Annotated in this window: 17 protein-coding genes; 11 read left to right on the forward strand and 6 right to left on the reverse strand. The window is 64.8% G+C overall.

The genetic code is table 11. The annotated features are described in order from the left end of the window. Positions 1–43 precede the first annotated feature (43 nt). The 4 genes from QM996_RS13635 to QM996_RS13650 all read right to left on the reverse strand — a co-directional run bounded on the left by QM996_RS13635 (position 44) and on the right by QM996_RS13650 (position 4,842). Positions 44–931 carry a branched-chain amino acid ABC transporter permease gene (locus QM996_RS13635; protein WP_173520511.1) on the reverse strand — a complete coding sequence of 296 codons (888 nt, stop codon included), beginning with the start codon at positions 929–931 and terminating at the stop codon, positions 44–46. 24 nt (positions 932–955) lie between these two features. After that, positions 956–1,693: an ABC transporter ATP-binding protein gene (locus QM996_RS13640; protein WP_500267938.1), complete on the reverse strand. Its 738-nt coding sequence runs from the start codon at positions 1,691–1,693 to the stop codon at positions 956–958. 89 nt (positions 1,694–1,782) lie between these two features. Beyond that, the gene (locus QM996_RS13645; protein WP_500267939.1) at positions 1,783–2,946 is read right to left on the reverse strand and encodes an ABC transporter substrate-binding protein; all 1,164 of its coding nucleotides are present in this window, start codon (positions 2,944–2,946) and stop codon (positions 1,783–1,785) included. A gap of 21 nt (positions 2,947–2,967) precedes the next feature. Next, entirely contained in the window at positions 2,968–4,842 is a 1,875-nt protein-coding gene (locus tag QM996_RS13650) for a branched-chain amino acid ABC transporter ATP-binding protein/permease (RefSeq protein WP_500267940.1), read from the reverse strand. Positions 4,843–5,021: 179 nt separating this feature from the next. Here QM996_RS13650 and QM996_RS13655 point away from each other — a divergent pair, with 179 nt between their 5' ends. From QM996_RS13655 to QM996_RS13675, 5 genes are read left to right on the forward strand one after another with little or no spacing between them, the layout of a single operon-like run. Then, a complete protein-coding gene (locus QM996_RS13655; RefSeq protein WP_500267941.1) occupies positions 5,022–5,903 on the forward strand; it encodes a MurR/RpiR family transcriptional regulator in 882 nt (293 codons plus the stop codon). A gap of 46 nt (positions 5,904–5,949) precedes the next feature. Further along, complete coding sequence (locus QM996_RS13660) at positions 5,950–6,612, forward strand: cysteine hydrolase family protein (RefSeq protein ID WP_500267942.1); 663 nt, start codon at positions 5,950–5,952, stop codon at positions 6,610–6,612. Positions 6,613–6,649: 37 nt separating this feature from the next. Further along, the gene (locus QM996_RS13665) at positions 6,650–7,993 is read left to right on the forward strand and encodes a glutamine synthetase family protein (protein WP_500267943.1); all 1,344 of its coding nucleotides are present in this window, start codon (positions 6,650–6,652) and stop codon (positions 7,991–7,993) included. A gap of 18 nt (positions 7,994–8,011) precedes the next feature. Further along, positions 8,012–8,830 carry an N-formylglutamate amidohydrolase gene (locus QM996_RS13670; protein WP_500267944.1) on the forward strand — a complete coding sequence of 273 codons (819 nt, stop codon included), beginning with the start codon at positions 8,012–8,014 and terminating at the stop codon, positions 8,828–8,830. Continuing rightward, on the forward strand, positions 8,827–10,137 hold the full coding sequence (locus tag QM996_RS13675) for an aspartate aminotransferase family protein (protein WP_500267945.1): 1,311 nt from the start codon (positions 8,827–8,829) through the stop codon (positions 10,135–10,137). The genes QM996_RS13670 and QM996_RS13675 overlap by 4 nt, the downstream gene beginning before the upstream one ends. A 31-nt stretch (positions 10,138–10,168) precedes the next feature. Here the strand turns inward: QM996_RS13675 and QM996_RS13680 are convergent, their stop codons facing one another. After that, a complete protein-coding gene (locus tag QM996_RS13680; protein WP_500267946.1) occupies positions 10,169–13,093 on the reverse strand; it encodes an aminotransferase family protein in 2,925 nt (974 codons plus the stop codon). A 116-nt stretch (positions 13,094–13,209) separates the two neighbouring features. Continuing rightward, positions 13,210–13,953 (reverse strand): GntR family transcriptional regulator, encoded by a 744-nt coding sequence (gene hutC, locus QM996_RS13685; RefSeq protein ID WP_500267947.1) that lies wholly within the window; start codon positions 13,951–13,953, stop codon positions 13,210–13,212. A gap of 136 nt (positions 13,954–14,089) precedes the next feature. Here hutC and hutF point away from each other — a divergent pair, with 136 nt between their 5' ends. From hutF to QM996_RS13715, 6 genes are all read left to right on the forward strand, one after another. Beyond that, positions 14,090–15,466 carry a formimidoylglutamate deiminase gene (gene hutF / locus QM996_RS13690; protein ID WP_500267948.1) on the forward strand — a complete coding sequence of 459 codons (1,377 nt, stop codon included), beginning with the start codon at positions 14,090–14,092 and terminating at the stop codon, positions 15,464–15,466. Positions 15,467–15,501: 35 nt separating this feature from the next. Continuing rightward, complete coding sequence (locus QM996_RS13695; protein ID WP_500267949.1) at positions 15,502–16,536, forward strand: ABC transporter substrate-binding protein; 1,035 nt, start codon at positions 15,502–15,504, stop codon at positions 16,534–16,536. A gap of 139 nt (positions 16,537–16,675) precedes the next feature. Then, the gene (locus QM996_RS13700; RefSeq protein WP_500267950.1) at positions 16,676–17,533 is read left to right on the forward strand and encodes an ABC transporter permease; all 858 of its coding nucleotides are present in this window, start codon (positions 16,676–16,678) and stop codon (positions 17,531–17,533) included. Further along, the gene (locus tag QM996_RS13705; protein ID WP_429820054.1) at positions 17,526–18,353 is read left to right on the forward strand and encodes a quaternary amine ABC transporter ATP-binding protein; all 828 of its coding nucleotides are present in this window, start codon (positions 17,526–17,528) and stop codon (positions 18,351–18,353) included. The genes QM996_RS13700 and QM996_RS13705 overlap by 8 nt, the downstream gene beginning before the upstream one ends. Next, positions 18,346–19,827, forward strand: coding sequence for an HAL/PAL/TAL family ammonia-lyase (locus QM996_RS13710; RefSeq protein ID WP_500267951.1), 1,482 nt, complete (start codon positions 18,346–18,348; stop codon positions 19,825–19,827). Before QM996_RS13705 ends, QM996_RS13710 begins: the two co-directional genes overlap by 8 nt. Next, positions 19,824–20,405 (forward strand): HutD/Ves family protein, encoded by a 582-nt coding sequence (locus QM996_RS13715; RefSeq protein ID WP_500267952.1) that lies wholly within the window; start codon positions 19,824–19,826, stop codon positions 20,403–20,405. Before QM996_RS13710 ends, QM996_RS13715 begins: the two co-directional genes overlap by 4 nt. Positions 20,406–20,426: the final 21 nt, after the last annotated feature.

Genomic DNA, 20,426 nt, shown 5'->3' on the forward strand with positions numbered 1-20,426 from the left:
TTTTACCATTGCGTCCAGCAGCCGGTCGCCGGCCGCTGCGTGTTTAGAGCTTGACGATCGTTTTCCGCGCAAGCAGGCCCTGCGGTGCGAAGAGCAACACGCCAATGACCAGCAGAATGGTGAAGGCGTCGCGGTAGCTGAGCAGCCCTTCCGGCAGGTAGGCCTGTAGGAACACCTCGATGAAGCCGAGCAGAAAGCCACCGGCAACGGCACCGGACAGGCTGCCGAGCCCGCCGATGATCGCGGCGATGAAGGCCTTCAGCACCGGCAGGAAACCCATCAGCGGATCGACGCTGCCGCGCTGCGCCACCCAGAGGATGCCGGCGACACCGGCGAGCAGGCCGGAGATCGCAAAGGCGGTGGCGACGACGGCATTGGCGCGGATGCCCATCAGCCGCACGATGGCAAAATCTTCCGAAGCGGCGCGCATCGCGCGGCCGAGCACGGTCGTGCGCAGGAAGAGGTTGAGACCGGCGAGCATGATGATGGTGACGAGGATCGAGGTGCCCTGGATGAGGCCGAGATGCAGACCGCCGATCTCGATCGTGCCGGAAAAGCTCTCGGGCATCGGCACCGGCTTCGGACGGGCGGAAATGAAATTCTGGAAGATCACGCGCAGGATCGCACTGACGGCAAAGCTCGTCAGAAGCAGCGTCGTGCCGCTGGCGCCGCGCACCGGCCGAAAGGCGATGCGCTCCATCAGCATCGCAAGCACGATCGCGATCATCAGCGCCGCGCAGACGGCGAGCGGAAACGGCAGGCCCAGCAATAGCGCAAAGCAGAGCCCGTAGCCGGCGGCCGTCATCAGCTCGCCATGGGCGAAGTTGATGAGCCCCATGATCGAGAAGACGACCGCGAGCCCGAGAGCGAGAAGCGCGTAGGTGCCGCCGAGGCTCAGCGCATTGACGAGCTGCTGCAGGAACATGTCCATGGTTTTGACCTCCACGCACTCGGCTCAGGCGCCGAGATAGGCGCCCTGGATTTCTGTTGAATTGCGGAGTTCGGCAGCCGTACCCGACAGTACGATCTGGCCATTGGCCATGACATAGCCGGTATCGGCGATCTCGAGCGACAGCGAGACGTTCTGCTCGACGAGCAGGATCGTCAGGCCCTTCTGCCGGAGACCGGCGATCAGATCGAAGATCAGGTCGACCACCTGCGGCGCCAGCCCCAGCGAAGGTTCGTCGAGCAGCAAGAGATCCGGCGACGACATCATCGAGCGGGCGATCGCCAGCATCTGCTGCTCGCCGCCAGAGAGCGATCCGGCCTTCTGCGTGAGCCGCTCTTTCAGGATCGGGAAGCGTGACAGCATGTCTTCCCGCACCTCAGCTATCGCCCCGCGCGCCTTGTGCATGGCGCCGCCGAGCAGCAGGTGTTCGTCGACCGTCAGGCTCGGAAAGATGCGCCGCCCCTCCGGCGTCAGCGTCATGCCGAGCCGGACGATCTGTTCCGGCGCGAGACTGGAAATATCCTGGCCGTTGAACGAGACGCGCCCGGCCTTCTTCGCGGCCAACCCGACGAGCGCGTTCAAGGTCGAGCTCTTGCCGGCCCCATTGGCGCCAAGCAGCGTGACGATCTGCCCCTTGCCGACGGTGAGGTCGACGCCCTTCAGCGCCTCGACGGCGCCATAGGCGACCTTGAGACCGCTCACTTCCAGAAGCGGCTTCGGGACGGGAATTTCACTCATCATCATCGGGGCAAAGTCCTTTGCCATGAATTGCGAGGCGACGCAGGCAGCGGGGGCGATCCCCGACAAAGCGGGGATCGCCAAATGACAGCGGATCAGGGAGCCGGAATATCGGCGGCCGCCGGAACGCCCTGGCTGATCAGCTCGCGATTGCCGCCTTCGATGCGCACCAGCGAGACCGCGCGCAGCGGCATGCCTTGCGTGCCGGCATAGCTGATCGGGCCGGTCACACCCTGGACGTTTTCGAGCGAGGCGATCGCGTTGCGGATGGCGACCGGATCGATGCTGTTGGCTTCCGTCACCGCCGCGTCGATCACCTTGCCGAGGTCGTAGCCGTTGGCGATATAGACCGTGTCCGGCACCTGGCCGAACTTCTCCTTGTACTTCACGTTGAAGTCGGCGAGCGGGCTGCCTTCGCTGGCAAAGCCGGCGGTGGTGAAGACGACGCCGTCGACGGTCGCGCCAAGGCCGAAGGTGGTCGGCGAGTCGATGCCATCGCTGCCGAGAATCGGGATCGTCACACCGGCACCGCGCAACTGGCGGATGAAGGCCGGAAAATCAGGCTCGTAGGCCGCCGTCATGATGACGTCCGGCGCCGGGTTCATCGCCTTGATCTTGGTGACTTCGGCGCCGAAATCCTGCTGGCCCATGCTGAATGTGCCCTCGCCCAAAAGCTCGCCGCCCTTGGCGGTGAAGGCGGCGGCAAAGTATTCGGGGAGCTTCAGCGTATAGGCGCTGTCGGGCGACTTCAGGATATAGGCCTTCTTGTAACCCTTCTCGGTGGCATAGGTCGCAAGCACCGATGCCTGGACGTTGTCGGCCGGATAATTGCCGAACATATAGTCGCCGACGGCGAGCGGCATGGTCGGTGTCGTCGCGCAGAAGGAGAAGGCCGGGATCTGAGCGGCCTGGGTTACCTGGCCGGCGGCAATCGACGGATCGGCGTCGCAGGGCGTGATCATGATCTTGACGCCCTGGTCGACCAGTTCCTGTGCCACCAGCGCCGTCTGGGCCGCATCCGAACGGGTGTCCTTGGCGACGAGCTTGATCGGGAACTTGCCGGCCGCACCACCAGCGGCATTGATCTCCTCGACGGCCATTTCCAGGCCCTTCAGCGACGGCTGGTCATAGGGCGCGAGACCGCCGGTCTGCGCGGTCGCAAGGCCGATGACCAGGTCTTCCGCAAGGGCCGGCAGCGGCGACAGCACGAAACCGCCGAGCATGGTGGTGAGGCACAGGGCCTTGACGTTCTTTTTCATCTGAAAAGCTCCCTCTCTTGATTATGCAGGATTGCGCAGACCCGGCGCGCTGGACGGGAGCCCGGAGACTTCCCCCTGCTCGCTTCGCGCCTGCGCCGATGAGCGGCGGCGACCGATATAGGCCTCGATGACTTCAGGATTGGCCTGGATCTCCGCCGGCGTGCCGATGGCGATCTGCTGGCCCTTGTTGAGCACGACGACAACGTCGCAGAGCCGCATGATCAGCTTCAGATCGTGCTCGACGACGAGCAGTCCAAGGCGATACTTCGTGCGGATGCGGTCGAGCACATGCATCAGCTCTTCGGTCTCGGCCGGATTCATGCCCGCGGCCGGTTCGTCGAGCAGCAGGTAGCGCGGTTTCAGCGCCAGTGCACGGGCGATCTCGAGCCGACGCTGGGCCCCATAGGAGAGCGTGCCGGCCAGCCTGTCGGCAAAGTCCCCGAGGCCCACTTCGGCCAGCACCGTCATGGCGCGGGCGGCCGGGTCCTCGCCATCGGCCTTCAACGCACTCGCCGCGACCGTGACGTTTTCGAGCACCGTCAGGTTCTTGAACAGGCGGATGTTCTGGAAGGTGCGCGCAAGACCCGCGACCGGAACGGCGTGAACGGCGAGCGAGGCAACATCCTGCCCATCGATCAAGACGCGGCCGGTCGACGGCGGAACGACGCCGGAAACGCTGTTGATCAAGGTCGACTTGCCGGCACCGTTCGGGCCGATGAGGCCGGTGACGAGACCGGGCTTGATCTCGAAATTGGCGTTCTCCAGTGCCACGAGCCCGGCAAACCTCTTGCCGAGGTTTTCGACCTGGAGCACGCGCTGCCCGGTCAAAGGGGTAACTACCGCCGGCGCAGAGCTGGCGACGCTTTTTGAAGCAGAGCGTTTGAACCAGCCGAAACGCTCGTCGAGCTCGCGCACGCCGAAGAGGCCGTCCTGCAGGCGATACATCACCACGAGGATCGCGACGCCGATGCCGATATCGGTGAGGCCGAAAACCGTCGGCAGCCTAAGAAAGCCGAGATCGACGCCGCCTTCGAGCTTACGCAACAACTCGACGATCAGCATGATCACCGCGGCGCCGCCGACGGCACCCGAGACCGTGGTGATGCCGCCAAGGATCAGCATCGCCAGCAGCATGAAGGTCAGGTTGAAATAGAAGTCCTTGGGCGAGAAGGCGCCGAGGAAATGCGCAAGCAGCGCGCCGGCGGCACCGGCAAGCAGGGCACCCAGAACCCAGGCGAAGAAGCGGTGCAGCTTGACGTTGACGCCGACGGCGGTCGAGGCGATCTCGTCCTCGCGCGAGGCCCGGAGCTTCAGGCCGGCGCTCGAATCCCGATAGAGGCGCGCGACCGCGACGGCCGCGATGGCAAAGGGCAGCGCCACCCAGAGATTGACCGCGCGCGGGATGCCGAAAAAGGTCTGGCTGCCGCGGGTGAAGTCGGTCGAGGCGACGAGCACGACATGCACGATGACAAGGAAGCCGAGGGTGGCGATCGAGGCCGATGAGCCGCCAAGGCGCGCCACCGGAATACCGATCAGCACCGCGACCAAGGCGACCACGACCAGCGCAAGCACAAGCGCCGGCAGGAAGGGCATGCCGATGCCCGCCAGCCATTCCGGCAGATGCGGCAGCGCCGTCTTCTGGATGATCGGGTTGAGCGTCAACAGGCCCGACGCATAGGCTCCGATCGCCATGAAGCCGACGTGGCCGAAGGAAACGATGCCGGAATTGCCGGCATAGATGCCGATGCCGAGCACGGCGATGACGTTGATCATGTAGAGCGTCACCAGGCGCTCGCCGCTGCCCGGAAAGAACAGCGAGGCGATGACGGCGGCAGCCAGAAGCGGCAGAGACGTTACAAGGATACCAAAGACGGTTTCTCGCCTGACGCGCACCATCCGCATTCCCCCAAATTTTCGGCCCGTCTCATATTTTTGGCTCGGGCCCGTTCCCGAAATGAACGTTATCGCAGATCGACCAAATGTCAATCTTGTTTCAAAAAACATTCTCTGCTAGTAATTCTGTAACAAAAAGTAGAAATTGGGGTTCACGCCATCATTTTTGGGAGGCAGAAATCGTGGCAATCCGGGACCGACTGACCGACGGCGCGATCACCTTCACGCGCTCGGAACTGAAGATCGTCAGGCAGATGCTGTCGAACTATCCGGCAGCAGGGCTGAACACGGTCGCGCATCTCGCTGCCGCCGCCGGCGTCAGCAATCCGACAGTCGTGCGCTTTGCCAACAAGCTCGGCTTCGAGGGCTATCCGGAGTTCCAGAAGGCGCTTCTCAGCGAAGTGCAGGAGCGCATGAGCTCGCCGCTCTCGATGCTCGACGAACGGCGGCCGTCGCTGGAGCAGGAGAATTTCTACCAGTATTTCCTGCGCGCCAGCATCCACGCGCTGGAATCCTCGATGCAGATGCTGCCTTCGGAAGATTTCGAGGCCGCGGTCGATGCCGCAGCCGACATGAGCGCCCGCATCCATTGCCTCGGCGGTCGCTTCAGCGGCTTTCTCGCCGGCCTGCTCTGGTCGCATATGAAGCAGCTGCGCGGCGACACGCGCTGGATCAACGGCAGCCAGGCCGATCAGGTCGACCAACTCGTCGATCTCGGCAAGCGCGACGTGCTCTTCGTCTACGACTACCGCCGGTACCAGAACGACACGATCCGTTTCGCTCGCCAGGCGGCGACGCAAGGAGCGCGCATCGTGCTCTTCACCGACCGCTGGGTCTCGCCGATCGCCGATTTCGCCACTGTGACGCTGATGGCGCCGGTCGACACGGTCTCGCCCTACGACACCATGGTGCCGGCGATCGCCCAGACCGAGGCGCTGATCGCGGCGCTGACCGCCCGCCTTGCCACCCAGTCGCGCGGCCGCATCGAGCGCATGGAGGAACTGCGCCGCGGCTACGCCATCACCGAGGACGCCTTCAATCCGCAGGTCGAAGACGACCGCTGAGCCTTTCCGCCGTCATGGCGAACCAGACAAACCGAGGAGAATTCGAATGAGTGCAGTCACTGTAAAGGTTGGGGACGATCTCTTGAGGCGCGACAGCGCCTATGAGGCTGGGCGCACCTCGCTGCTGTTCGTCGACATGCAGCGCATCTGGTGCGAACCGAACCTCGACCCGACCCATCCGCAGGATGCCGACAGCTATTACCACAAGCGCCTGCGCCAGACCGTCATCCCCAACCAGGTTCGTATCCTGGAAGCGGCGCGAAAGGCGGGCTGCGAGGTGCTGCACACGATCATCGAAAGCCTGACGCTCGACGGCCGCGACCGCTCGCTCGACCACAAGCTCTCCGACATGCACGTGCCGAAGGGCGCGCCCGAGGGCCAGGTCATTCCGGAACTCGCGCCAGTCGACAACGAAATCGTATTGCCGAAGACGTCGTCCGGCGTCTTCAACTCGACCAACATCGACTACATCTTGCGCAACCTCAACACCCGCTACCTGATCATCGCCGGCGTCATCACCGACCAGTGCGTCGACATGGCCGTGCGTGATGCCGCCGACCGCGGCTATCTCGTCACCGTCGTCAACGATGCCTGCGCCACCTACAGCGAAGAGCGCCACGACGCAGCACTTCGCGCCTACTCGGGCTATTGCTGGACGACCGACACCGACACCGTCGTCAGCCGCCTGAACGGCCTGCGCCAGGCCTAAACTGCCGCCAGGAAAGCAGAGACAAGAGGGGAACTCCATGACTGAACCGAACAATGGCAAGGCGGCCGCCGAACTGACGGAACTCGCCACCTTCGTCACCACCGATATCGCCGGCATCACCCGTGGCCGAAGCTTCGCCGCCGCACAGATCGACGACTACCTGCGCAAGGGCGTCGGCTGGGTGCCGGCCAATCTGGCGCTGACGCCCTTCGACCAGATCGCCGAGAACAATCCCTGGGGCTCGGCCGGCGACCTCCGGCTGATGGCCGATCCCAAGAGCAAGGCGCGCGTCACCTGCCTGCCCGACGAGACGCCGCTGCATTTCTACCACTCCGATATCACCGACCTCCAGGGCAATGCCTGGGACTGCTGCGTTCGCAGCTTCATGAAGCAGACGTTAAAGGAGTACGAAGACGCCGGCCTGAAGGTCATCTCCGCGGTCGAGCAGGAATTCCAGCTGCTCGGCGTCGACTGGCCGGAGGCCCCTTCCTTCGGCCTGCGCGCCCAGCGCCGCGCCGAGCCCTTCGGCCCGCTGTTGATGACGGCGCTGCAAGAGGCCGGCGCCGAGCCGGAAATGTTCCTGCCGGAATATGGCAAGGACCAGTTCGAAATCACCTGCCGCCCCGCCGATGCGCTGACGGCTGCCGACCGCGGAGCCACCATCCGCGCGATCACCAAGGAAGTCGCCGCCCTCTTCGGCTGGAATGCGAGCTTCGCGCCGAAGACATCCGCCAACGGCGTCGGCAACGGCGTGCACCTGCATGTGAGCTTTACCGATCTCGACGGCAATCCGGTGACCTTCGATGCCTCGCGTCCCGGCAGGCTTTCCACGGCCGCCGGCTCCTTCGCCGCCGGTGTCGTCAAGCACCTGCCGGCGCTGACCGCCTTTACCGCCCCCTCCGTGCTCTCCTACATGCGGCTCGTGCCGCACCATTGGAGCGCCGCTTACACCTGCCTCGGCGAAAAGAACCGCGAGGCGACGCTCCGCATCTGCCCGACGCTGGACCTGCCCGGCAGCAATCCGGCCAAGCAGTTCAACATGGAGTATCGCGCCGCCGATGCCTGCGCCAGCCCGCATCTGTCGCTGGCGGTACTACTGAAGGCCGGCCTCGAAGGCATCAGGGCCGGGGTCGAACAGCCGCCCTTGATCAACTCCGATCCGTCCGATTTCTCGGAGGAAGAGCAGAAGGAGCTCGGCATTCGCCGCCTGCCGTCCAGCCTGCCGGAAGCGCTCGACACGCTCGCAGCCGATCCCGTCGTCACCGGCTGGTTTTCGAGCGATTTCCTCGCCTGCTACATCGCGATGAAGCGCAAGGAGATCGAGATCGTCGAAGGACTCTCCCCCGAAGAACTGTGCGCCCGCTATGCGGCAGTCTACTGATTGACGGACGGGCACATCATGACCTCGACACCGGCCATCAAGAGCCTCGAACACGGCGCGCGACACGACCCGAGCGCGCCGCTGCTGGCGATCGACGAACTGCCGCCCTATGCGGTCTTCAATCCGGACGGTACGTCGCCGATCCTGCTCCTGTGCGAGCACGCCTCCAATCGGATGCCGCGCTCGCTCGGCGACATGGGGCTGCCGCTGCACGAACGTCAGCGCCACATCGCCTGGGACATCGGCGCCATGGCGCTCGCCCAGCATTTGAGCCTCAACCTCGACGCGCCGCTGTTCTTCACCAACTATTCAAGGCTGGTGATTGACTGCAACCGCCCGTTTTCCGCCCCCTCGATGATCCCCGAGATCAGCGAGACGACGGAGATTCCGGCCAACCGAGGCTTGAGCGAGGAAGAACGGCAGCAGCGGATCGATACGCTGTTTAAGCCTTTCGCAGATGCCGTCAGCCGCCGCCTCGACCGGTTGGAAGCCGAAGGCAAGCGGCCCTTCGTCGTCGGCATCCATAGCTTCACGCCCGTCTATTTCGGCAAGCCACGCCCCTGGCAAGCCGGCATCCTCTATCGCGATGCGGTCGATTTCGCCGGCTCGCTGATCCGCCAACTCGCAAGTGAGCCCCAACTGACGATCGGCGACAACGAGCCCTACAACATCCATCCCGACGAGGACTACACCGTGCCGGTTCACGCCGACGCGCGCGGACTTCCCGGCGTTCTGGTCGAAGTTCGCCATGACCTGATCGACACAGATGCCGGCGTCGCCGCGTGGGGCGAGCGACTTACCCGGTGTCTGAAGGCGAGCGTCGGGGAAGTTCCGTGACCGCGCTCTATGAGAGAGACAAGGCGGCAATCGCCAACCTGCAGAAGCTGCGCTTCTTCCCACTTGCCGTGACCGGCGGCCGGGGTGCCAGGCTCGTGGAGGAGAATGGCCGTGAACTGATCGACCTCTCCGGCGCCTGGGGTGCGGCAAGCCTCGGCTATGGCCACCCGGCGCTTGTCGAGGCGATCTCCGCTGCTGCTGCAAATCCCGCCGGTGCCAGCATTCTCTCAGCCGCCAACGGACCGGCAACGGCGCTTGCCGAAAAACTGCTCGCCGCCTTTCCGGGGTCGGGCGACAACAAGGTCTGGTTCGGCCATTCCGGCTCCGATGCCAACGAGGCCGTCTTTCGCGCCGTTACCAAGACGACGGGCCGCACGGGCGTCATCGCTTTCGTCGGCGCCTATCACGGTTGCACCACGGGTTCGATGGCCTTTTCCGGCCACAGCGTCCAGGCAGGCGCGGCGAAGGCCGACGGCCTGCTGCTGCTCCCCTACCCCGATCCCTACCGGCCATACCGCGACGACCCGACAGGCGGCGCAATCCTCGATCAACTGCGCCAGCACCTCGATGCGGCGCCGGAACGGTTCGCGGCCGCCTTCATCGAACCGATCCAGTCCGATGGCGGCCTGATCGTTCCGCCGCCCGGTTTCTTCCGCGCATTTGCCGAGATCTGCCGCGAATTCGGCGTGCTCGTCGTCTGCGACGAGGTGAAAGTCGGCCTCGGTCGCAGCGGCCGGTTACATTGTTTCGAGCACGAGGGTTTCGTCCCCAACATCCTGACGATCGGCAAGGGCCTTGGCGGCGGGCTGCCGCTCTCCGCTGCGATCGGCCCGGCGCGCATATTGGATTGCGCCGGCGCCTTCGCCATGCAGACGCTGCACGGCAACCCGATCTCCGCTGCCGCCGGTCTGGCGGTCCTCGCAACGATCGAACGCGAAGAGCTTGCGCGGGAGGCGGAGCGCAAGGGTGAGCGGCTCCGTCAGGGTCTGCAACGCCTCGCCGGGCGCCATCGCCTGATCGGCGACGTTCGCGGACGCGGGCTTGCCTGCGGCGTCGAGCTCGTCACCGACCATCAGAGCCGGACGCCGGCATCACCCGAGACGGCCAAGCTCGTCTTCCGCGCCTATGAACTCGGCCTCGTCGTCTACTATGTCGGGATGAATTCGAACGTGCTGGAGATGACGCCACCGCTGACGATCACCGATCGGGACATCGACGCAGCACTTGAGATCCTCGACCAGGCCTTCGACGATGTGAGCGCCGGTCGTGTTTCTGACACCGTGCTGGCGGATTTCGCCGGCTGGTAACCCCTCACCGGCGGCAAGTCCGCAGACGGCATTACCAGCCGTCCTCCAGCACCCGCGCCAGCATGTCGGCGAAGAAGTCGGCGCTCTCCCGGCTGAGGCAGAGCGGCGGCTTGATCTTCAGCACGTTCAGATGGTCACCGGTCGGCTGCATGATGACCCCGAGTTCGAGCAGGCGATCGCAGATCGCCGCCGTCTCCTCCGTCGCCGGCAACAGCGTTTCCCGGTCGCGCACGAATTCGACGCCGAGATAGAGCCCCATGCCGTGCACGGCGCCAATCAGCGGGAAGCGTTGTCCGAGCGCTTCGAGCCGCGCCTTCAGATGACCGCCGACGACACGGGCATTCTCCGGAAGCCGTTCTTCCGTCAGGATGTCGAGCACGGTCTGGCCGACGATGGAGCTGACTGGACTGCCGCCGGCGGACGAGAAGAAGTAGCCTTCCTTCTCCAGCGCATCGGCAATCTCGCGCCGGGTGATGACGGCGCCGAGCGGATGGCCGTTGCCCATGCCCTTGGCGACGGTGATGATATCGGGCACGACGCCCTGCTCTTCAAAGCCCCAGAAATAGTCGCCGAGGCGACCATAACCGACCTGCACCTCGTCGGCGATGCAGACGCCGCCACGGGCACGCACCATGGTATAAACGGCATCGAGGTAACCCTTCGGCAAGGGAATGCCGCCAGCGTTGCCGTAGACCGGCTCGCAGATGAATCCGGCAAGTTTCTCGCCGGCGGCGTCGAGTTCAGTAAGCTTGGCGACGACGGAGCGGACATAGCTGTCGGTCGTATCGGCGCCGCGGAACTCGCCGCGATAGGTGTTGGGCGCCGGCACCGGATGCACCCAGGCCGGACGGGTCTCGAGCGCCTGCGGATTGTCGGCAATCGAGGTCGACACCGCATCGCTGGCGACGGTCCAGCCGTGATAGGCCTCGAGCAGGCTGACGACGTTGCGGGCGCCGGAATAGGCCCAGGCCAGCCGGAGCGCCAGATCGTTCGCCTCCGAGCCGCTATTGACCAGGAACACCGTGTCGAGCCCGTCTGGCGCAAGCGCCGCAAGCCGCGTCGAGAATTCGGCGACGGAGGCATAGTGGAAGCGCGAATTGGTGTTGAGCAGCGACCATTGCCGCCCGACCGCGGACGCCAGTCGCGGATGCCCGTGGCCGAGGATCGTCACGTTGTTGACCATGTCGAGATAGCTGCGGCCCTCGACGTCGAAGAGGTATTCCTTCCAGCCGCGCTCGATCTGTGGCGGGTGCTGGTAGTAGTTCTTCTGCGGCTTGGCGAAGTGCTGCCGGCGACGGGTTAGCAGTGCTTCGCTGTGCAGTTCCGGCGCATCGCATTCGAAGCCGAGGACGGCGGCCGGCGATGGACACAGGGCCTTCCAGGCTTCCGCCTGATGCGGCATCACGAAAAGCGGCGGAACGAGGCCGTGCTCGCGGCAAAGCTGCACGCGGATCAGGCCATAGGTCTGCTGCTCGCCCGAGACGACGCCGAGCACGGCCCCGGCGGCGACGGTCTCCTCGAGATCGCCACCGACTTCCACGCCTTCAAGGAACAGGCTCGCCTCGGCTCCGTCCAGAACCAGCAGCCCGTCCTGCCGGATGATGCGCCCCGCAAACGGGGCAACGATCTCGCGGCCCGCTTCCAGGCAGATGTCGACATGCAGCGCCAGCGTCGGATCGGGCTTCGGCGATCTGAGTTGTGTCTCGGTCATCCGGTACTCGCCGTAGCGGGTGGTCGCGACCCCGATCGCGTGGGCGGCGTGCTGCAACAGTGAAATCGGCAGGCCCTGGTGCTGCCAGCGCTCCTCCGGCAACAGCGGGCTGAGGATCGACAAGTCGATCTGGCGCACGTCGGTCGGCCCGAGCCCCTGGATCAGGCTTTCTCCCGTGACAGGCGTCAACGTGGGGGCGAGCCCCGCTGCCGTCAGGATGGCGTGTTCCATCACCGCCGGCGGAACCGAGGTCGCAACATCGAAGATCTCCCGCTCATGCGCGGCATTGCCCTCGACATAGGCGTTGTCGGGCTCGCGGGAGAGCTGGTGTTCGGAGCTTGCGATCAGCACCGCAGCGCGGGCGACGATCAGCGGCCAGAGCGCCTTCAGTTCCGCTTCGGTCAGCGGGCACGCCGCATGAAACGCCTTGACCGCCGGCAGGATGAACCAGGGGTCGCCATCGGCGTGATGCAGTAGCGAAGCGCAGGTGACCGCAAGTTCGGCAACCAGCCACCCCTTGAGAATATCGCCGAAATCGATGACACCGTCCGGAATCGGACGGCCGGCCGCGTCCGGCTGACTCACCACATTGTCGTCGGTGACATCGTGATGGATTGCCTGGACGCGCAGTTCCGCCGTGAGCGGCTGCAGGCGCCGCATCGCGCCGACCATGATTTCAGCGATCCGCTTCTTGCGCTGCTGATCCGGCATGTCGGCGAGAAGATGAAGCACGACGGGGCCGGCGCGGCGCAGGTCCCATTGCAGTTCGCGTTCAAGCCCGGGATGCTCGAAGTCCTGCAGCGCGGCGGCCAGCCGCCCGGCCAGGTCGCCGAGCGCGGAAACGGCTTCACGCGAGAGATGCTTGCGTTTGGTCAGCGGCTCGCCATCGAGAAAATTCAGCAGGCGGATGCGGTAGGCCTGGTCGCGAACGGTAACGCTCTCGATCGCCTCGCCCTTGAGCGAAGGCACCACTTCCGCAACACGCGCCGAAGTCAGGCGCTGGGACAAGTGCTGCAAGGCCGCATTCTGGGCCTCGAGTTCGAGTGCGCCATATTCCGCACGGCAGATTTTCAAGACATAGCGCCGCTCGCCGGTATCGATGCGATAGTTGCGGTCCTGCTGGCTGCCGAGTTCGCTGATCGTGCCTGACAGACCGTAGTGCTCGGCCAGCAGCGCCCGCGCCTCCTCGGCATTGACATCGGGCCTCGGCAGCTCGGTGCGAAGCTTCAGCGCGTCCTCAACCATATCTCGTCATCCTCCCCATTCGGCCGTCGATCCTCCGAATCGACCGGAATAGTGTCGAGATTAGAGCGGGATGAGGAAAAGATGTGCGCTTTTCTGCCGGGCGCATCGATCCCGATCTATTGCGACATGCCCTCGAGGCGATAGCGAGTGCCGGGATAGAGCAGGCGCGCGGTCGTCACATTGGCCGTCTCCGACCAGGTACGGCGCCGGATCATCAGGCAGGGTTCGTTGCGGTCGATGCCGAGCAGCTTGCATTCCCACGGCTGCGGCGACACCGCCTCGACGATCTGTTCGGTGCGCGTGATCGGCGCCACCGCAGTGAGATAGGCATTCGGCGTCATCGCCTGGAAATCCTGCTCCAGATAGCGCGGGCAGACCGCCGGATTGACGAAACGGTCCTCGATCTGGATCGGCAGGCCGTTTTCCGAATGCACCATGATCGAATGGAAGACGCGGGCGCCGGTCGCAAGTCCGAGCGCGTAACCGATCTCGGGCGTCGCGACCTCTTCCTGCAGGAGCGTCATCAACGACGTGTGGGTGTGGCCACGTTCATGGATTTCGTCGGCGATGTTGCGGACTTCCAGAAGGGCGGTGCTGCCCTTATGCGCAGCGACGAAGGAACCGACGCCCTGCACCCGCGTGATCGCGCCTTCGGTTGCGAGTTCCCTAAGCGCCCGGTTGGCGGTCATGCGGCTGACGCCGAGGTCGGCAACGATCTCGTTTTCCGAGGGAATGCGGTGATGCGCCGGCCACTCGCCGCTCTCGATACGGCTGCGGATGAACTGCTTGACCGCCTCGTAGCGCGGCACCGGACCATCTTCGAAGGCAGCCATATCGTTCCGTTTTTTGAGTGCCGTCATCAACTCACGCCCCGCCTTTCCGGAATGCCGAACAAATCATGCGCATTCGCTCACGAATCTTTTCGTTCATTTCACGCTTGCGCGCCAGCGTAAAATATCTATAGTTCCATATACAACTACGTACAGGAAAATGCACATGGCTAGTTTTCCCGTCAACCGGATCTTTGCAGAACGGGCGCTCCTGCCCGGCGGCTGGGCCCAGAACGTCGCGATCTCGCTCGACGCGTCGGGTCACATTGCAGCGATCGAAACCGGCAGCGCCGCCGCCAATGGCGACGAGGGTGCGGCCGGACCGCTGATCCCGGCAATCGCGAACCTTCATTCCCACGCCTTCCAGCGTGCCATGGCCGGCCTTGCCGAGGTTGCCGGCAGCGGCGACGACAGCTTCTGGACCTGGCGCGAGGAAATGTATCGCACCGTCGGACTGGTAAACCCCGACGATGTCGAGGCGATCGCCGCCAAGCTCTATATGGAGATGCTGAAGGGCGGTTTCGGCCATGTTGCCGAATTCCATTACCTACACCATCAGGCCGATGGCACTCCCTATGCCGATCCGGCGGAGATGTCGCTGCGCATTCTCGCTGCCGCCCGCACGACCGGCATCGGCCTCACGCACCTGCCGGTTTTCTATGCGCACGCCAATTTCGGCGGGGTCGCGCCGAACCCCGGTCAGCGACCCTTCCTGCATGATCCCGATCGTTTTCTTGCTCTGCTTGAGCGTCTCGACCCGCTCTGCCGCGAAGCCGGCAACACGCTCGGCTACGCCATCCATTCGCTGCGCGCGGCCACACCGGAGGAAATGCGCATCATCCTCGACGCGGCGCCCGTTTCCGGTCCGATCCATATCCATGTCGCCGAGCAGACCAAGGAAGTCGACGATAGCCTCGCCTGGAGCGGCCGCCGTCCGGTCGAATGGCTGGTCGACGAAATGCCGGTCGACGAGCGCTGGTGCGCCATCCACGCGACGCATCTGACGGAAACCGAGCGGCAGCGCCTGGCGCGTTCCGGCGCCGTTGCAGGCCTCTGCCCCGCAACCGAAGCGAATCTCGGCGACGGCATCTTCCCGGCGGTCGACTTCATGGCCGAAGGCGGCATCTTCGGCGTCGGCACCGACAGCCATGTGGCGACCAGTGTCGCCGAGGAACTGCGCCTGCTCGAATACGGCCAGCGCCTGCGCGATCGCCGCCGCAACCGGCTCGCCACCGGCCCGGGCGCCTCGATCGGCCGGACCATCTTCGACGCCGCGCTTAAAGGCGGCGCCCAGGCTGCCGGCCAGAAAACGGCAGGCATCGCCGTCGGTGCCCGCGCCGATTTCGTCGTGCTCGACGGCAACAACCCCTATATCGCCGCCGCCAGCGACAACCAGATCCTCGACCGCTGGCTCTTTGCGCTCGGCGGCGAAAGCGTCCGCGACGTCATGGTCGGGGGCGAGTGGAAGATCCGGAACGGACGCCACGACCGGGAGGACGATATCGACCGGGCCTTCGCGCGGGTGCTGATGAAACTGAAATAGTCATCGAAGCCAAAATCAAAAAAGGGAACAGCTTAATGTCGATCAACAAACTGAAACTCACGCTTGCCGCCACGGGCCTCGTGCTTGCGGCCTCCACCGGCAGCGCCAGCGCCTCCTATTGCGGCGACGGCAAGACCGTCACCTTCGCCGGCATCGACTGGGAAAGCGGCGCCTTCATCACCGAAGTGATGAAGACCATCCTTTCCAAGGGCTACGACTGCCAGGTGGATTCGATCCCCGGCAACTCCGTGACGCTGGAACAGGCAACGGCCAACAACGATGTGCAGATCTTTGCCGAGGAATGGCTTGGCCGCTCCGACGTCTGGAACAAGGCCGTCGAGGAAAAGAAGGTCGTTGCCGTCGGCAAGACCTTCGTCGGCGCCAGCGAAGGCTGGTTCGTGCCGGAATACGTGATCAAGGGTGACGCCTCCCGCAATCTCGAAGCCAAGGCTCCGGACCTGAAGAGCGTGTCGCAGCTTTCCGATCCCAAGATCGTCGAGCTCTTCGCCGATCCGGAAGAACCGTCCAAGGGCCGCTTTCTCAATTGCCCGTCGGGCTGGACCTGCGAGGGCGTGAGCTCCGCCAAGCTCGAAGCCTACAAGCTCGGCGAGACCTATGTGAACTTCCGCCCGGGCACCGGCACCGCGCTCGATTCCGCCATCACCTCGGCCTATCTCCAGGGCGAGCCGATCCTCTTCTACTACTGGTCGCCGACCGCGATCATGGGCAAGTTCAAGCTCGTCCAGCTCGAAGAACCGGCCTACAACGAAGCCTGCTGGAAGGAGCTTTCGAGCGCCAACGGCAAGCGCGACCAGGGCTGCGCCTTCCCGTCGGTGGACGTTTCCTACGGCGTCAACAGCACCTTCGCTGACGAAGCCCCCGAGATCGTCGCGATCCTCGAAAAGGCGACCTTCCCGCTCGACGCCGTCAACGGCAGCCTCGCCTACATGGCCGACAACAAGGTCGACGCGACGGCGGCCGCCGCCGAGTTCCTGAAGACCAAGGCCGACGTCTGGGGCAAGTGGGTTTCCGATGAAGCCCGCGGCAAGATCGAAGCCAGCCTGAAGTAATCGCCCCTCATCGCCGGCTCGGCTCCCTCGCCGCTTTCAACGCGACGCGTGAGCCCGGGCTGGCGACTGGCCACAATACCCGAGGCAAGCGCCGTCGGCCGCCTTTCTGCGCCCGTCGGTCCGAGCAAGGAACCGTCCGATGTTTCCGGATACTCTCAATCTCTCCATTCGCGGGCCGGTGAACGATTTCATCCAGGCGCTGGTCAGCGGCTATGGCTGGGTCTTCAAGGCGATCAGCGGCGTCATCCTGAAAGCCGTTCTGTTCATCGAATGGATCCTGCGCGGCCTGCCCTGGTGGGTCGTCATCCTCATCTTCATGGCGCTTGCCTGGCAGAGCTCCAAGCGCTGGGGCCTGACAGTCGTCGTCGGTGTTCTCCTGTTCTTCGTCGGCGTGCTCGGCCTCTGGGACCTGACGATGCAGACGCTGGCGCTGATGCTGATGGCAACGATCGTCTCGGTCGTCATCGGCGTGCCCATGGGCATTCTCGTCGCCAAGAGCCGCGTGATGCGCAACATCACCCTGCCGGTGCTCGACGTCATGCAGACGATGCCGAGCTTCGTCTACCTGATCCCGGCGCTGATGCTCTTCGGCCTCGGCAAGGTCCCGGCGATCCTAGCGACCATCATCTACGCGGTGCCGCCCTTGATCCGCCTCACCGATCTCGGCATCCGGCAGGTCGACCATGAGGTGGTGGAAGCGGCGACCGCCTTCGGCGGTAGCCCCAACCAGATCCTCTTCGGCGTCGAGCTGCCGCTCGCCACGCCGACGATCATGGCCGGCCTCAACCAGACGATCATGATGGCGCTGTCGATGGTGGTCGTCGCCTCGATGATCGGCGCCCGCGGCCTCGGCGAGCAGGTGCTGAACGGCATCCAGACGCTCGATGTCGGCAAGGGGCTCGAAGCCGGCATCGGCATCGTCATTCTCGCGATCGTTCTCGACCGCATCACACAAGGCTTCGGCAAGAGCCAGACGGAGGATCCGCGCAATGGCTGATATCGAGATCCGCAACGTCTACAAGATCTTCGGACAGGACTCCAAGGCGGCGCTCGCCATGGCCAAGGAAGGGCTCAACAAGTCCGAAATCCTCGCCCGCTCGGGCTGCAGCGTCGGCCTCAACAATGTCAGCCTGACGATCGGCGCCGGCAAGATCTTCGTGATCATGGGTCTTTCCGGCTCCGGCAAATCGACGCTGGTACGCCACATCAACCGGCTGATCGAGCCGACCAGCGGCGAAGTAGCGTTCGACGGCAACAACATCTTGGACCTCGACGCCAAGGCGCTGCGCACCTTCCGCATGCACCGCGTCAGCATGGTGTTCCAGAGCTTCGCGCTGATGCCGCACCGAACCGTGCTGCAGAACGTCGTCTACGGCCAGCGCGTGCGCGGCCTGCCCAAGGCCGAAGCCCGCGAGATCGGCATGAAGTGGATCGAGACCGTCGGCCTTGCCGGCTACGACGCCAAGTTCCCGCACCAGCTCTCGGGCGGCATGAAACAGCGCGTCGGCCTTGCCCGTGCGCTCGCCGCCGATACCGACGTGATCCTGATGGACGAGGCCTTTTCGGCGCTCGACCCCTTGATCCGCGCCGACATGCAGGACCAGTTGCTGCAACTGCAGCAGAATCTCGCGAAAACCATCGTCTTCATCACCCACGATCTCGACGAGGCGCTGCGCATCGGTTCTGAAATCGCCATCCTCAAGGACGGTCAGGTGGTGCAGGTCGGCACGCCGGACGATATTCTGGAGCGGCCGGCGAACGATTATGTTGCCCGCTTCGTGCAACGCCGCCAGGGACGACCGGAAGCCCATGACTGAGAGCATAACCCTCGATGCGCCATTGACCTGGAGGCAAATCGCGGCGGTCGCCAATGGCGCCCCGCTCGCCCTTTCCGATGCCGCACGGCAGCGCATTGTTGATGCCCGCCGGATTGTCGACGCGCTGGTCGAGCGCGGCATCCGCGGCTACGGCATCAACACCGGTGTCGGCGCGCTCTGCGACGTCGTCATCGATCGCGAGAACCAGCAGGCACTGTCGCGCAACATCATCCTCAGCCATGCCTGCGGCGTCGGCGAGCCGCTTGCCCGCGTCGAGGCCCGCGGGGTCATGGCCGCCCAAATCGCCAACTTCGCCCACGGCTATTCCGGTGTACGCATCGAAACAGTCGAGGCGCTGCTTGCGCTCCTCAATGCCGATCTCGTCCCGGACATCCCGTCGCGCGGCTCGGTCGGCTATCTGACCCACGCGGCGGCGATCGGCCTCGTGCTGATCGGCCACGGAAGCGTCGATGACGGCCACGCCAAGATCGGCGGCGCCGAAGCGCTGTCTCGGCTTGGTCTGAAATCGCTGCGGCTCGAAGCCAAGGAGGGTCTCAGCCTCGTCAATGGTACGCCCTGCGCCACGGGCCTTGCGGCCCTGGCGCTCTGGCGCGCGGCCCGCCTGTTCGACTGGGCGGACGCGGCCGCCGCCATGACCTATGAAAACCTCGGCAGCCAGGCCAACGCCTTTGCCGCCGTGCCGCTCGCGCTTCGCCGCTCGAAAGGGCTCGAAGAGGTCGGGGCATCGCTCCGCGCCTACCTCGCCGACAGCCCGATGCTGGCCGAGACCGCCGGCACGCGAACACAGGACCCCTTGAGCCTTCGCGCCGTGCCGCACGTCCACGGCGCGGCCCGCGATGCGCTGGTCCAGGTCGCCGAAGTCGTCGACCGGGAGCTCGCAAGCCTCACCGACAACCCGGCCGTGTCAGGCACACCCGAGGCGCCGGAAGTGCATTCGCAGGCGCATGCGGTGGGTGCTGCCCTTGGCCTTGCCATGGACAGCCTGGCGGTCGCCATCGCCGAGGTCGCAGCCATTTCGGAGCGGCGCATCGACCGCCTCGTCAACCCGCTGGTAAGCGGCCTGCCGGCCTTTCTCGCCGGCGACAGCGGTGTCTCCTCCGGCTTCATGATCGCGCAATATACGGCAGCGTCGCTTGCCGCCGAAAATCGGCGCCTCGCCGCCCCCGCAAGCCTCGACGGCGGCATCACCTCGGCGTTGCAGGAGGACATCCTCACCCATGCGACGCCGGCCGCCTGGAAGGCGCTGTCGATCGCCGACAATCTTGAAACCATCCTGGCGATCGAGCTGCTCTCTGCAGCCCAAGCCTATGACCTGCAGCCACGCGGCCGCGCCGCACGCACCGACGGTCTCTACCGGCGCATCCGCGCGAAGATCCCGACCTATGCCGACGACCGGCCGCTGAACGGCGATTTCGCTCGTATGCGCACACTCATCGAAGACACAATGCCATGAAGATCCTGCGCGCCAGCACCTACAAACGCATGCCGTGGAAGAACGGCGGCGGCGAGACGGTAGAAATCGCCGTTTTCCCGAAAAAGGCCTCGCTTGCCGATTTCGACTGGCGCGTGAGCATGGCGACCGTCGCCAGCAACGGGCCCTTCTCCAGTTTCCCCGGCATTGATCGCACACTCTCCATCCTTCAGGGCAAGGGCATGCGGCTGATGATCGAGGGTCGCGAGCCTATCGTGATGACCGGAGAAACGGCACCGCTCCCCTTCCCGGCCGATGTCGCGACCTCGGCGACGCTGGTGGACGGTCCGATCGTCGATCTCAACGTCATGACGAGGCGCGGCAGGCTCGCCCACACGGTTCGGCGCCTGGCGATCGACCATCCGCAGACAGTGGACGGCACGGCGGAAACGACCCTCATCCTTTGCCACGGCGGCGCGGTGCGCCTGGCAGCGGCAGAGGAACAAGCCGATCTCGCAGCAGGCGACACGGCGATCCTTGAAGGATCCGCCGCTTTCACGATCGAGCCTGCGGCCTCTGCCGTCGTGTTCGTGGTCACCATCGACAAACTGGCGGCGTGATCAGGCCCCGGTTCGCCCGGT

The organism is Sinorhizobium chiapasense, from assembly GCF_045277575.1.
Taxonomy (GTDB): Bacteria; Pseudomonadota; Alphaproteobacteria; order Rhizobiales; family Rhizobiaceae; genus Ensifer; species Ensifer chiapasense_A.